This window comes from Micromonospora sp. CPCC 205558 (genome assembly GCF_036902955.1).
Classification (GTDB): domain Bacteria; phylum Actinomycetota; class Actinomycetes; order Mycobacteriales; family Micromonosporaceae; genus Micromonospora.
In genome coordinates, this window is sequence record NZ_JBAKHR010000012.1 from 21,161 (window position 1) to 35,770 (window position 14,610).

General features: G+C 68.7%; 9 protein-coding genes. 7 read left to right on the forward strand and 2 right to left on the reverse strand.

Annotated features, from left to right (window positions below):
* Window positions 1-17: 17 nt before the first annotated feature.
* Window positions 18-2,411 (forward strand): RICIN domain-containing protein, encoded by a 2,394-nt coding sequence (locus V6U86_RS16095; protein WP_334503923.1) that lies wholly within the window; start codon window positions 18-20, stop codon window positions 2,409-2,411.
* A gap of 57 nt (window positions 2,412-2,468) precedes the next feature.
* On the opposite strand, the gene V6U86_RS16100 is transcribed toward V6U86_RS16095, so the two are convergent.
* Both V6U86_RS16100 and V6U86_RS16105 read right to left on the reverse strand, forming a co-directional pair.
* Entirely contained in the window at window positions 2,469-3,482 is a 1,014-nt protein-coding gene (locus V6U86_RS16100) for a family 43 glycosylhydrolase (protein WP_334504336.1), read from the reverse strand.
* 15 nt (window positions 3,483-3,497) lie between these two features.
* A complete protein-coding gene (locus V6U86_RS16105) occupies window positions 3,498-4,523 on the reverse strand; it encodes a LacI family DNA-binding transcriptional regulator (protein ID WP_334503925.1) in 1,026 nt (341 codons plus the stop codon).
* 370 nt (window positions 4,524-4,893) lie between these two features.
* Between V6U86_RS16105 and V6U86_RS16110 the strand changes: the two genes are divergently transcribed.
* From V6U86_RS16110 to V6U86_RS16135, 6 genes are all read left to right on the forward strand, one after another.
* The gene (locus V6U86_RS16110; protein ID WP_334503927.1) at window positions 4,894-6,249 is read left to right on the forward strand and encodes an ABC transporter substrate-binding protein; all 1,356 of its coding nucleotides are present in this window, start codon (window positions 4,894-4,896) and stop codon (window positions 6,247-6,249) included.
* A complete protein-coding gene (locus V6U86_RS16115) occupies window positions 6,246-7,199 on the forward strand; it encodes a carbohydrate ABC transporter permease (RefSeq protein ID WP_334503928.1) in 954 nt (317 codons plus the stop codon). The genes V6U86_RS16110 and V6U86_RS16115 overlap by 4 nt, the downstream gene beginning before the upstream one ends.
* Window positions 7,196-8,020, forward strand: coding sequence for a carbohydrate ABC transporter permease (locus V6U86_RS16120; RefSeq protein ID WP_334503930.1), 825 nt, complete (start codon window positions 7,196-7,198; stop codon window positions 8,018-8,020). Before V6U86_RS16115 ends, V6U86_RS16120 begins: the two co-directional genes overlap by 4 nt.
* A 3-nt stretch (window positions 8,021-8,023) precedes the next feature.
* A complete protein-coding gene (locus V6U86_RS16125; protein WP_334503932.1) occupies window positions 8,024-9,178 on the forward strand; it encodes a serine hydrolase domain-containing protein in 1,155 nt (384 codons plus the stop codon).
* A 348-nt stretch (window positions 9,179-9,526) separates the two neighbouring features.
* Window positions 9,527-11,992, forward strand: a complete 2,466-nt coding sequence (locus V6U86_RS16130) for a glycoside hydrolase family 43 protein (protein ID WP_334503934.1) — start codon at window positions 9,527-9,529, stop codon at window positions 11,990-11,992.
* A gap of 188 nt (window positions 11,993-12,180) precedes the next feature.
* Window positions 12,181-14,601 carry a family 43 glycosylhydrolase gene (locus V6U86_RS16135; RefSeq protein WP_334503936.1) on the forward strand — a complete coding sequence of 807 codons (2,421 nt, stop codon included), beginning with the start codon at window positions 12,181-12,183 and terminating at the stop codon, window positions 14,599-14,601.
* The last annotated feature ends 9 nt before the right edge of the window (window positions 14,602-14,610 follow it).

A 14,610-nucleotide genomic window follows, 5' to 3' on the forward strand; every position in this document is an offset into this window, starting at 1 on the left:
GTCAGGAGCACCGTCCCGTGTCCTCGTCCCTTCCGCCGCTGCGTCGACTGCTGGCCGGCGCCGCCGCGACAGCGGTGACCGCAGTGGTCGCGGTGACCGCCTCGGCCTCCCCGGCCGTGGCGGCCACCACCACCCTCTACGCGTCGCCCGCCGGCACCGGCACCAGCTGTTCCGCCAGCCAGCCGTGTTCGCTGACCGGCGCCCAGACCGCGGTCCGGGCCATCAACAGCGCGATGTCCGGTGACATCGTGGTGGAGCTGGCCAACGGCACGTACCGGCTCTCGTCGCCGCTGCGGTTCACCGCTGCCGACTCGGGCAACAACGGCTACCAGGTGATCTGGCGGGCGGCCTCCGGCGCACGTCCGACCATCACCGGCGCTCGCGCGGTCACCGGTTGGTCGCTCGTCGACTCCGGAAAGAACATCTGGCGGGCCAACGTCGGCGCCGGGCTCGACTCCCGTCAGCTCTACGTCGACGGGGCCGTCGCCACGCGGGCGCGTACCGCCGTGAACCGCTCCGACTTCACCTTCACCACGTCGGGCATGCGGTTCACCAACAGCGCGCTCAACTATCTCAACAACCTCGGCAACCAGAACCGCGTCGAGGTGGAGAGCGTCGGCTCGTTCACCGACCGGTACTCGCCGGTGCAGAGCATCAGCGGAAACTTCCTGACGATGCAGCAGCCCGCGTGGAACAACAACACCTTCGGGTTCGACACCCTCTCCAGCCCGCACCGCGCCGGTCCCTTCTACCTGACCAACGCGTACGAGTTCCTGGACTCGGCGGGGGAGTGGTATCTCAACCCGAGCAACGGTCAGCTCAACTACATCCCGCTCGCCGGGCAGAACATGAGCTCGGTCAGTGTCGAGCTGCCGCAGTTGCAGTCCCTGGTCAACGTCGGGGGCAGCCTCGACGCGCCGGCGCACCACATCTCGTTCAGCGGTATCACCTTCACCGGCACCAGTTGGCTCGGCCCCAGCAGCAGCAACGGCTTCGCCGACCAGCAGACCGGTGCCCACATCACCGGCACCTGGTCCCGTCCGTCCGACGCGCTGACCTCCTGCCAGGCCGGCTGCCCCCAGTTCGAGGCGACCCGACCGAACTGGAACCAGATGCCCGCCGCCGTGCAGGTCTCGGCGGCCAACACCATCACCTTCAGCGACTCCCAGTTCGTCAACCTCGGGCAGACGGCGATCGGCATCGGCAACGACGCCAACGCACACGCCAGCGGTGTCGGCCTGGGCGCCAGCAACATCACCGTCACCCGCTCCGAGATCGCCCGCAACTCCGCCGGTGGCGTCGTGGTCGGTGGGGTGCGGGCCGACGCCCACCACCCGAGCGACCAGCGGATGGTCAACCGCAACATCACCATCAGCAACAACCGGGTGCACGATCTCGGCCTGGAGTACCGGGGTGTGGTCTCGATCCTGACCACCTACGTGAACACGGCACTGGTCTCGCACAACGAGGTCTACAACATGCCGTACACCGGCCTGTCTGTCGGTTACGGCTGGGGCGCCAACGACGCCGGCGGCAGCCAGCACTACGCGAACCGGGGGCTGTACAACTACCAGCCGCGCTACACCACGGCGACCACCGCGGCCAACAACCAGGTGATCGGCAACTACGTGCACGACGTCATGCAGCAGATGACCGACGGTGGGTGCATCTACACGCTGTCGGCCAACCCCGGCGGGACGATCAACGAGAACTACTGCCTGCGGACCAACGGCTGGTTCGGGCTCTACTTCGATGAAGGTTCCCGTTACTACACGGCCCGCAACAACGTGTTCTCCTCCACCGGCACCTGGGCCACCGCCAACTACTGGTACGCGGAGAACATGGGCAACTTCACCGTCACCAACAACTGGTCGACGAACAACAGCACGAACGTGACCAACGGCGACCGCGGCAACGTGGTCAACGGCAATGTCACGGTCAGCAACGGCAGTTGGCCGTCGGGTGCGCAGACGGTGATCAACGCGGCCGGCGTGCAGAGCGGCGGCAGCACCAACCCGCAGAACGTGCAGATCGTGGGCGTCCAGTCGGGCCGGTGCGCGGAGATCGGCAACTCCAGCACGACCAACGGCACGCAGGCCCAGATCTGGGACTGCATCAGCGGGGCCACCAACCAGCGGTGGACCCACACGGCCAGCAGGCAGCTCATGGTCTACGGCACCAAGTGCCTGGACGCCTCCGGCCAGGGCACCAGCAACGGCACCACGGTGGTGATCTGGGACTGCAACGGTCAGGCCAACCAGCAGTGGAACGTCAACGCCAACGGCACGATCACGGGAGTGCAGTCGGGTCTCTGCCTGGACGCCAACGGCGCCGGGACGGCGAACGGCACGAAGCTGATCCTCTGGTCCTGCAACGGCGGCACCAACCAGCAGTGGCAGCTGCGCAGCTGACCCAGGGCACCGACAGGTCCAGACCGAGGCGTGCGCCCCGGCCCGGACCTGTGCGCCTTACTGCCCCACGTTCGCCCTCGCCGGGTCCGCGGTCAACCCGGTCGCGGCTTGGTAGCGGACGGGGATGGGGTCGGTGAGTTCCCCGACGAACGTGTCGTCGACGTGATCGAGGAAGCCGATGAGGGACCAGCCGTCGGCGGGTCCGTGGACCAGCCGGGGCGCGTACAGGTGCGGGTGCGCGAACGGCCGGGCGGACGCGATGTCCCACGGCCCGACGGTGGTCTCGCCGGTCGCCACCCAGATCCGGTGGTCGTCGCGTCGAGCGCTGCCGGTGGCGTCGGTGGAGAACAGCAGCAGCGGCTGCCCGTCGAGCACCGCGACCTGGGGCACCTCAAGGTGACCGAAGCCGGCGGGCGTCGACAGGGGTGGCCGCACCGTCCAGTTCAGCAGATCGGTGGAGGTGGCGTGCCCGACGACGCCACGGGTGTTCGCCGGCCCGGTGTTGGCGCGGGCGGTGATGAGCATGTGCCAACCCTCGCCGTCGGGGTCGGGGAACACCCAGGGGTCACGCCAGGCCTGCTCGTACCACTGGTCCTTGTCCAGCAGTTCGTACCAGGTGGGGTCGGCCTCGACGATCGGCTCGGTGCCGTGCCGGTGCCAGGTCATGAGGTCGTCGGAGACGGCCAGCCCGATGCGTTGGACGAGCCCGTCCTCGGCGCGACCGACCCCGGTGTAGAACAGGTACCACCGTCCGTCCGGCCCGCGGACCGTGCAGCCCGTCCAGGTCGCCAGGTCGTCCCAGCCGGGCGGGTCGCTGGGGACCACGGCGTCGGCCACCAGGCGCCACGAGCGCAGGTCCGCCGAGACGGCGTGGCCGATCGTGGCGCGGCGGTGGCGCCGGTGCGGGTCGTGCAGGGCACGGGACGCGCGCAGGAAGAACACGTGCCAGAGGCCGTTGTCGTCCCGCGCGTACCAGCTGTCCCACACCCAGTGGTCGGGTAGACGAAGCATGGTCCGAAACCTAGCACTAAACCGTTTTAGCGTCGGCCAAGGCCAACCCGGCCGTACGATCGGAGGGGCCGCCGGTCAGCCGGCCGGAGGCGCGAGGGACCGGCGTCTGCGCAGGGGCATCGGCACCAGCGAGGGCTCGGTGGCGCCGCCGTCCAGGAGGAGTTCGACAGCGCGCCGTCCCATCTGCTCGTGCGGCAGGGCCGTGGTGGCCAGACTGGGGCGCAACCAGGCGGCGATCGGGTCGTCGTCGAACGAGATGACCGAGATGTCCTCCGGGACGGTCAGCCCCGCCTCGCCGAGCGCCTGGTAGGCGCCGAAGGCCAACCGGTCGTTCATGCAGATGATCGCGCTGGGTCGCTTCGGCTTGCTCAGCAGGCCGCGCATGGCGGCGTAACCGTGCTCGGGCAACCACTCGGTGCAGAAGCACTCGGCCAGCAGGCTGACGTCCGCCTCGTCCAGCGCCTGCCGGATGCCGTGCAGGCGGGCACGGGCGGCGAGCGAGACCTCCGGGTCGTCCTCCTTGAGTCGGTTGCGACCGATGAGCGCGATCGAGTCGCGGTGGCCGAGCTCCAGCAGGGCGGCGGCGACGGAGCGCCCGGCCCCCTCGTCGTCGGGGACCACGCTGGGCAGGCCGTCGGGGCTGGTGGCGTTGAGCAGCACCACCGGGCCGCCGAGGATGGCCGCGGGCACCGTCAGCCGTCGGGTCGCCATCGCGGCGTAGATCACCCCGTCGACCTGCCGGTCCAGGACGGCCTCGATGGCGTACTGCTCGAAGGTCGCGTCGCCCTGTGTCTCGGTGATGAGCAGGACGTGGTCGCGTTCGCGGGCCGCGTCGAGGGCGCCACGGATGAGGTCACCGGCGAACCGGGTGGTGGCCACGATGTCGGAGACGAACGCGATGGTGGCCGTCTTGCGGGTGCGCAGGCTGCGCGCGGCGAGGTTGGGCCGGTAGCCGAGTTCCTCGGCGGCGGCGAACACCCGCTGGTGCGCCTCGGCCGAGAGTCGGGTGCCCTCTCTGCCGTTGAGCACCATCGACGCGGCGGTCTTGGACAGCCCGGCTCTGCGCGCGACGTCGGCGAGTGTTGCTCTGTTGCGGCCCATCAGTCCTCCGAATCAGGCGCGGTGCACAGGCGCCGCTCCCGCCCATCATGATGCGTCGTCGTCCGGGATCCCGCGCCGGTCACGTCGGCGCGGTGTGAACCAGACGTTTCCGCACCGTTGCGAACTTGTCCTTGACAGCTTCCCGTGCCGCGCGCATGCTCTGCTAAATCAGTTTAGCGACCACTTCTGGTGCATCCAGAGGCGCCTTCGGTGGCCGTGCCGGGCTCTTTCTGCTGACGGTACGGGTGCTGCGCCCGGGCGGCAGGTCACGGCGTACGTGTCGTGGCCGTCACCCGGTCGCGCTGGTCCCGGTGGAGCCGTCGCGCGGCCATGGGTCGCGGGACGCGTGGAGATGTCAAGGAGTCATGAAATGGCAGAATTGCTGACAAAGTTTCCGCGACGGAGAACGGTGCTCCTCGCGTCGCTGCTGGCGGTCGGGATGACCGCCACGGCCTGTAGCGCCCCGGGCGAGGACCGGTCCTCGACCCAGAAGCCCGATGCCGCCGTCAAGACGGAGCTGGGGGCCGACCCGATCACCCTGGAGATGTACGCCGAGACCGGCTTCCCGCTGGCCAAGGCGTTGGCCGAGGAGTTCTCCAAGCAGCACTCGAACGTCAAGTTCAACATCCGCGAGGACCAGTTCACGGTGATCGTGGAGAACGCACCCCGGGTGATGGCCTCGGACAACTCGCCCGACATCATCCGGCTTCCCACCATGGTCGACCTGGTCAAGGACGACCTGCTCAAGAACCTCGACCCGTACTTCACCGCGTACGGCTGGGACAAGTTCCCCGCCTCACAGCTCATGCAGTTGCGCGTCGGCGAGAACACCCGGGGCACCGGTTCGCTGTACGGGATGGGGCTCGGTTACAGCGTCACTGGCGTCTTCTACAACAAGAAGCTGGCCACCCAGATCGGCATGACCCAGCCGCCGGCCACGGTCGCCGAGTTCGAGGAGCTGCTGGCCAAGGCGAAGACCGGCGGGGTTCAGCCGATCATGCAGTTCAACAAGAACACCGCGGGCATCAACTTCCCGCACCAGGCGCTGCAGAACCAGTTCGGTGACCCGACCCAGGTCGCCGACTGGATCTTCCAGAAGCCGGGGGCCACGTTCGACACCCCGGCCGCCCTGAAGGCCACCCAGACCATCCAGAAGTGGGCGCAGGCCGGCTACTTCCCCAAGGACGCCAACGCTCTGGACTACGCGGGCATGGTGGGGGAGTTCCAGAAGGGCAACGGCCTGTTCATGTTCAACGGCGACTGGGAGTCGGCCAACCTGGACAAGTCGATGCCCGGCAACGTGGGCTTCTTCCTCTTCCCCACCGAGTCTCCGGGTGGAAAGCACGTGGCGATGTCCGCCCCTAACACCTTCGGCGTCTCCGCCAAGGCCAAGAACCCGGACGCCGCCGCGTACTTCCTGAACTGGGTCCACACCAACGCCAAGGCCCGCGAGATCTCGGTGACGGTCGGTGGCTCCAGCCCCGGCGGCCCGAGTGACCTGCCGGTGCCGAGCGCCGCACCGAACACCGTGCTCGCCGAGACCCTCAAGGCGTCGCAGCAACTCGGTGCGGACAACGGCGCGGTGGACTTCACCGCGAACGCGACCGGCGGCATCTTCGCCGCCGCGATCACGCCGGAGATGCAGAAGCTGATCGCTGGCCAGCAGACGCCCGAGGGGTACGTGAAGGCGGTCCAGGCCGAGTACCAGAAGGAACTGTCCCGATGACGTCTGCCCTCGGCAGCGCACCGACCGGGCGTGACGATCGTCGCGCCCGTCCGACCCCCACGCGGGCCCACCGATCTCGGTGGGCCCGCGCGGCCGGGACCGGCTGGTTGTACGTCCTGCCGGCCCTGGTGATGTACGCGGTGTTCGTCCTCCGCCCGCTCGTCCTGACGTTTCAGTACTCGCTCTACGACTGGAACGGGATCGGGGTGGCCCGCTGGGTGGGCCTGGACAACTACCTCACCGTCTTCACCGACAGCGACCTGCTGAAGATCATTGGCAACGCGATCCTCCTGATCGTCTTCTTCAGCTTCATCCCCGTCGCGCTCGGGCTGTTGGTGGCGAGCATGGTTCGCCGGATCACCACCGGCGCGTTCGGCACGGTCGTCCGGACCATCCTGTTCCTGCCGCAGGTCATCCCCCTGGTGGCGGCGGGCATCGCGTGGAGCTGGCTGCTTTCGTCGAACGGTCTGGTCAACCAGGTGCTGCGCGCGGTCGGGCTGGGTGGCGTCGCCCGCGCCTGGCTCGGTGACTTCGACACGGCGCTGCCCGCCGTCGGCGTCATCGGGGCCTGGGTTCTGCTCGGCCTCTGCACCATTCTGCTGGTGACCGGCATGAGCAAGATCGACCCGGCACTGTACGAGGCCGCCCGCCTGGACGGCGCCGGTCCGGTCCGCGAGTTCCTCGCCGTGACCCTGCCCAGCCTGCGTCAGGAGATCGGCGTCTGCCTCACCGTGACGATCATCGCGGCGCTGGCGAGCTTCGACATCGTCTACATCTCCACCAGCGGCGGCCCCGGCCTCCAGACCACCGTGCCGGGCCTGGAGATCTACCGCCTGGCCTTCTCGCAGCGGCAGGTGGGGCTCGCCTCGGCGCTCGCCGTCGTGCTCATGCTGCTGGTGCTGGCGTGTGTGCTGCCGATCCAGCGCCTGAGCCGAGGGGAGAAGCCGTGAACCTGAGCCGACGTGAACAGTTGACCGGGCGGGTCTTCCTGATCGCCCTGATCGTCGTGACCCTGCTGCCGTTCGTGAGCATGCTGTCGGCGGCGTTGCAACCCCGTGGCACCGTGCCCAGCGGGCTCGAGTGGCCATCCGACCCGCAGTGGGGCAACTTCGCCGACGCCTTCACCGCCGCGAACATGGGTGCCCTGCTCCGGTCCAGCCTGCTCATCGTGGCCGGTGTCGTGCCGGTTTCGGTGCTCATCGCGACCATGGCCGGCTTCGGTCTCGGCCAGCTGCGGGTGCCCGGTGGCCGGCTCGTCTTCGGTCTCTTCCTGCTGGGGCTGACCCTGCCGTTCGAAGCCGTGGTCACGCCGCTCTACTACCAGATGCAGGATTTCGGCCTGCTCAACACACGCTGGGCAATCATCCTGCCGCTGATCGGCCTGTACATGCCGTTCGCGGTGTTCTGGATGCGGGCGCACTTCACCAACGTGCCGGTGGAGTTGTCCGAGGCAGCCCGGGTGGACGGCAGCAGTACGTGGCAGTTGTTCTGGCGGGTCCAGGTGCCGCTCGCCCGGCCGGCGATCGCCTCGCTGACGATCCTGATGTTCCTCTGGACGTGGAACCAGTTCCTGCTCGCCATCGTCCTGGTCGACGACGCCACCAAGCGCACCATGGCCGGGGCGCTCGGCGCGTTCCAGGGCCAGTGGGGCACCGACCTGGTGCTGCTGTGCGCCGGGTCGTTGCTGATCCTCACCCCGACCCTCATCGTGTTCCTGATCTTCCAGCGACAGTTCATCAAGGCCCTGATCCAAGGGTCAGTGAAGGGGTAGGCAGTGGTCACACAGCCGCAGATCCACGGCGACGTCGACGATCGCTACGGGCGCGTCGCGGACGTCTTCCGGGACAACTTCACCTCCGGCGGAGAGGTCGGCGCCGCGGTCACCGTCTACGTGCGGGGCCGCAAGGTCGTCGACCTGTACGGCGGAGTCGCCGACACCCGTACCGGGCGGTCCTGGGACGCGAACACACCGGTCGTGGTCTTCTCCTGCACCAAGGGAATTCTGGCGATCTGCGCGTACCTGCTGGCCCAACAGGGCCGGCTCGACCTCGACGCTCCCGTGACGCGCTACTGGCCGGAGTTCGGACAGCACGGCAAGGCGCACATCCCGGTGCGCTGGCTGCTTACGCACCAGGCCGGTCTACCCGCGTTGGACCGACCTCTGACCCTCGACGAGGTCCTGGCGTGGGATCCGGTCATCAAGGCGATCGAGGCACAGGCCCCGTTGTGGGAGCCGGGCACGGCGCACGGCTATCACCCGATGACCTACGGCTGGCTGGTCGGGGAGGTGATCCACCGCATCACCGGCCAACTCCCCGGCGCGTTCTTCGCCGACACTCTCGCGGAGCCGCTCGGCCTGCGCACCTGGCTCGGGCTTCCGGCCGCCGAGAGCGACACCGTCGCCTGGGGCCTGGCGCCGCCGCCGGACCCCGACCCGTTCGAGGACCCGGTAGCTGAACGAGGCATCACCATGGGGGGTGCTTTCGCGTTCCCCGCCGACGCCGACGGCCTGGTGAGCTTCAACGACGACGCCATCCGGGCCGCCGGTGTTCCCGGCGCGGGCGCGGTGAGCACCGCCGACGGCCTCGCACGCCTCTACGCCGCGTGCGTCTCCGACCTTCGGGGTGGGCCGCTGCTCACGGCCGCGTCGGTGGACGACGCGGTCGTGGTCCGTTCGCGTGGTCAGCAGCGGCACGGCCCGCCGGACACCGGGCAACGGTGGGGTACCGGCTTCCTGCTGCACTCGCCACCGGCCCGACCGATGCTGGGTGAGCGCAGCTTCGGCCACGACGGCGCGGGCGGGAACCTGGCCTTCGCCGACGCCGAGCATCAGGTGGGATTCGGCTACGTGGTCAACCAGATGCGCGGGATGGGTGACGAGCGCGCCAACCGGCTCGCCGCCGCCGTCCGTTCCTGCCTAACCACCTAACCCACCCCACCCCCCGGGGGCCCCCGGGCCCCCACCCCTCCCCGGTGATCATGAAGTTATTGCCCTGACACGCCGTGGACAGTGGCAATAACTTCATGATCACCGGGGGTGGGGCCGGGGTGGGGTCGGGGTGGGGCCGGGGTGGGTCGGGGGTGGGGCGGTGGCGGGTGGACTGTCCATTGTGGAGCCCAGGTGTTGTTACGGGGATACTTCGGGCACGTTTCATTGAACGTCTTGACAGTGGTTGTTAGCGATAACACGATGGCCTTCACGCCGCTCTCGCGTTTGGAGCTCGCCTTGGTCGTGTTGATCCGTCCGCGTGTCCTGACCTCCGCCATCGCATCCACTGTGACCAGCATCGATGCCGCCGCTCACCGGGTCGCAGACCTGCTGACCCGGAAGGCGTCCACAGTGCGTTCCGGTCGTCTCCGTCCACTGTGCGCGTTCGCATCGGCAGCCGTCCTCGTCGGTTCCGGTCTGGTGGCGACACCCGCCGCCGCGCACGCCGCCGACGGATGGTCGCCCCGATCGTCGTACACCTCGACCGATACCGGCGCCGGCACCTACTCGGTGCCGCTGCTCAACGCCGACGTGCCGGACATCAGCGTGGAGCGCGTACCGGCCGCCGAAAACGACGAGGGCCGCGACATCTACTACATGATCAGCACGACGATGCACCTGAGCCCGGGTGCGCCGATCATGAAGTCGTACGACCTGGTCAACTGGGAGATCGTCAACTACGTCTTCGACCGGGCGAGCATCGGCGACTCCTTCTCGCTGCGCAACGGCCAGAACTCGTACGGCCAGGGCCAGTGGGCGTCCTCGCTGCGCTACCACGACGGCACCTTCTACGCCGTCTTCAACACCAACAACCTCAGCGGCGCGTACCTCTACCGCACCGACGACATCGAGAACGGTCCGTGGCAGCGCACCGCCCTCGGGCGTGGCCTGCACGACCCGTCGCTCTTCTTCGACGTCGACGGCACGCCGTACATCTTCTACGGCTCCGGGGGCACCAGCGCCGTCCGCCTCAACGCGGACCTGACGGCCATCGCGCAGGACTACCCGAACATCTTCACGGCCAACAACTACGCCGGGCAGCCGTTCATCGGCGGCCTGTTCGAGGGCGCGCAGGTCTACCACATCGACGGCTGGTACTACGCCGTCATCATCACCTGGCCGTCCGGGCAGGGCCGCCAGGTCGTGATGTTCCGGTCGAAGGATCTGCTCGGGCGCTACACCTCGGCAGGTGGCGTCAACACCTACGAGGCACGCGGAGTGCTCAACTCCAACGGCTTCGCCCAGGGCAGCCTGGTGCCGATCAGCCGCCCGGGTGGCGAAACCGACTGGCACGGCATGTTCTTCCGGGACACGTTCCCGATCGGTCGGATCCCCGCGCTCATCCCTGCCACCTGGCAGAACGGGTGGCCGACCTTCGGCACGAACGGGGTCGTGCCGGTCAACGGCCTGTTCGACAAGCCGATCCAGCTCAGCCCGGCGGAGGAGGTGTTCGAGCGGCAGAAGAGCATCGTCGCCTCGGACGACTTCGCCAACGACGCGCCGCACAAGGCGTACCAGGACGAGCAGTGGACGATCCCGGCGCCGCTCGACCCGGCGGAGATCGCTCCCAACGGGTCGCGGCTGGACCTGGCGTGGGAGTGGAACCACGCCCCGGACAATCGGTACTGGTCGCTCACCGACCGCGACGGCTGGCTGCGGTTGACCGCCGGCAAGGTCGTCACCGGCCAGTACGTCTACACGAAGCTGTCCAACCGGGCCGAGCTGGCCTGGTTCGAGGAGGCCCGCAACACGCTCTCGCAGCGGACCTTCGGGCCACGGCAGTCGGTGCAGACCCGGATGGACATCTCCGGAATGAAGAACGGCGACGTCGCCGGCCTGGCGGCCTACAACCGCGGATTCTCGTACGTGGCGGTGAAGCGCGTCGACGGCGTCAACACCCTCGGCGTGGTGAACCGGTCGCAGCCGTTCGCCGTCGACCTCGACCAGTCGACGCTGGAGAACTTCGTGGCCGGCACGACGGTGTCGCTGGACGCCGCGACCGAGGTGCACCTGAAGGCCGACCTCGACTTCTCCTCGCCGGTCGGCCAACTGTGGACGACGTTCTACTACAGCCTCGACGGCGTCCAGTGGACCCGGCTGGGCAACCGCGTCGGCCCTCAGGCGCTCGACGGCAGCCTCGCGCACTTCATGGGTCACCGGGTGGGCCTGTTCAACTACGCCACCCAGGAGACCGGCGGCCACGTCGACTTCGACAACTACCTGCTCAGCGACGTGCTGACCGCGCAGGTCCGGCCGCTGGACACCACCGCCCTCGACGCGGCCATCGCCCACGCGCAGACGCTCGACGCGCGCCACTACCCGGCCGACGCCTGGGCCACGACGCAGTCCGCGCTCGCCGCGGCGACGTCGGCACGGGCCGGTCAACTCGGCACCCAGAACCAGATCGACGCGCCGGAGCGGGCGCTGAGCTACCAACTGGCCCGACTCGGAGTGCTGGCGGCACTGCCCGTGACGGCCACCGCCCAGGTGCGCTGCCTGAGTGGCAAGACGTACGTGGCGGTGCAGGCGCGCAACGATTCGACCGAGCCGGTCGAGATCAGCGTGGAAACCCCGTACGGGAACCGGTCGTTCGCGGCCGTCGCGCCGGGGGCGAACGTCTATCAGTCGTTCAACACGCGTGCGGCGTCCGTGGCGGCCGGCTCAGCGACGGTCCGGGTCACCGGCACGGTCGCCGGGCGGGACGTGACCACCGTCCACTCCACGCAGCACCCCGCCAACGCCTGCGGCGGATAACCCCACCACGAGCCCTCGGCTCATCGACCAGCACCACCGGCTCTCGGCCGTGCGGCGCGGAGCAACGGACCTGTCCCGCGCCGCCGGCCACGGTCAGCCGGTGGCGGCAGTCGACCCCTGATGTCCGGACCACCCACCGATCCCCCGTACACCGATGACCGCACGTCAGAGATGAAGGAGGATGTCTCGTGGAACAACGATTGCGACGGGCGACCCGAGGACGGGTCGCAGCGCTCGCGACACTCGGCCTGATGCTGGCCACGGGGTTCGTCGCCGGCGCGTCGCCGGCCCAGGCCGCCGACACGAACCTCGTCGTCAACGGCGGGTTCGAGGACGGCCTGGCCAACTGGTTCATCAACAATGGAAACGCCGCCGACGGCGCCCAGCTGTCCGCCACGTCGGACGCCTTCTCCGGCGCGAACGCCGCGCACGTCACCAGCCGGACGACCACCGGATCCGGCCCGATGCAGGACCTCAGCGGCAAGGTGCAGGCCGGCCAGGCCTACACCCTCACGGCCCGCATCAAGTACGAGAACGAGAGCGGCCCGGCCACGAAGCAGTTCTTCGCCACCATGCACTACGGCGGTGGCACCTACACCAACCTGGTCAGCGTGACGGCGACGAAGGGCCAGTGGGCGCAGTTCGCCGGAACGTTCACGATCCCGACGACGCAGAGCGTGTCGACGGCACGCCTGTTCTTCGAGACCCCCTGGACGAGTACGCCGTCCACCGACCCGGACCTGCACCTGATGGACTTCAAGCTCGACGACGTGTCGGTGATCGGCGCCGCGCCGCCCGCCCCGGCGTCGAAGACCATCGAGGTCGTCGGCAAGCTGCCCAGTGAGCACAACCCGTTGATCGGGCACAAGTTCGGCGCCGACGGCTTCGGTCTCGTGCACGACGGTCGGGTCTACATGTACATGACCAACGACACCCAGGGCTACGCCCCCAACCCGACCACTGGCGTCTCGCCGGGGATCAACTACGGCGACATCAACCAGATCACGGTGATCTCCTCGGAGGACCTGGTGAACTGGACCGACCACGGTGAGATCCAGGTCGCCGGCCCGAACGGGGTCGCCCCGTTCACCACCAACTCGTGGGCTCCGGGCATCACCAAGAAGGTGGTGAACGGAGTGGAGAAGTTCTTCCTCTACTACGCCAACGGCGGTGGCTCCAGCAATGTGATCACGGGCGCGTCGCCGCTCGGTCCGTGGACCAGCGAGCGCACCAGCACGCTGATCGACGGGCGTACCCCCGGTGCCGAGGCCGTCGCGTGGAAGTTCGACCCGGCCCCGTTCGTCGACGACGACGGCCAGCCGTACCTCTACTTCGGTGGTGGTCCCGCGTCGACGAGCATGCCGCCGGCCGAGCGCTTCAACAACCCGAAGAACATCCGGTCGATCGAGCTCGGCGACGACATGGTCTCGACCGAGGGAACGGCCGCGGTGGTCGACGCCCCGGTCGCCTTCGAGGCGGGGCACGTCTTCAAGCGCCAGGGCAAGTACTACTTCTCGTACTCCTCGCACTTCGGCGGGAACGACTTCGGTGGTAGCCAGCAGCCGCTTCCCGGTTACCCCGGAGGTGGTCAGATCGGCTACATGATCTCCGACGGCCCGATGTCGTGGCCGAAGGAGACCTACGCGGGTGTCCTGTTCCCGAACCAGTCGCAGTTCTTCGGTGCCGGCACCGGTGGTAACAATCACCAGTCGGTGTTCGAGTTCGGCGGCAAGTACTACTTCACCTACCACGCCCCGACGCTGAACAAGCGCATCAACGGCAACACCACCCAGGGGTACCGCAGCCCGCACATCCAGGAGCTGACCTTCAACCCGGATGGCACGATCCAGCAGGTCGTCGGGACCTATGCCGGCGTGGACCAGGTCCGGGACTTCGACCCGTACCGCGTCTTCGAGGCCGAGACCTTCGGTTGGAGCAAGGGCATCGCGACCACGAAGGTCGACGGAAGCTCCGCCCAGTTCGGTGGTGCGGCACCGAACCTGGTGGTCCGCGACATCGACAACGGCGACTGGACTGCGCTCTCCTCGGTGAACTTCGGGGACAGCGGCGCGCAGCGCCTGACGGCGCGGGTGCGTGCGCTCGCCGCCGGCGGGCAGGTCCAGGTGCGGCTGGACGACGTCACCGGTCCCGTCGTCGGCACGGCGGAGGTGGACACGCCGGTCGGACAGTGGGCCGAGGTGACCGCCGAGCTTGCGGGCGTCAGCGGCGTGCACGACGTCTACTTCACCTACACCGGCCCGGCCGGCGTCGACCTCTTCGAGATCGACAACTGGGCCTTCCAGGCGGCCACTCTCGACCTGCCCGTCACGGTCACCGCGTCGACGCGGTGCGTGGCCGGCAAGACGTACGTGGCTGTCCAGGCGCGCAACGACAATGACGCGCCGGTGGACATCACCCTGCAGACGCCGTACGGCGAGCGGTCGTTCGCGGCCGTCGCGCCGGGCGCGAACGCCTACCAGTCCTTCAACACCCGCGCGGTGTCGGTGTCGGCGGGTTCGGCGACCGTCCGGGTGACCGGGACTGTCGGCGGACAGGACGTGACGACCGTCCGCACCGCGCAACACCCCGCCGGCACCTGCGGCGGATAACCCCTGATG

Bases quoted from the DNA above. Each gene is read 5' to 3' on its own strand.
- V6U86_RS16105 (WP_334503925.1), bottom strand. From the start codon at position 4,523: ATGGGCCGCAACAGAGCAACACTCGCCGACGTCGCGCGCAGAGCCGGG.
- V6U86_RS16110 (WP_334503927.1), top strand. From the start codon at position 4,894: ATGGCAGAATTGCTGACAAAGTTTCCGCGACGGAGAACGGTGCTCCTC.
- V6U86_RS16115 (WP_334503928.1), top strand. From the start codon at position 6,246: ATGACGTCTGCCCTCGGCAGCGCACCGACCGGGCGTGACGATCGTCGC.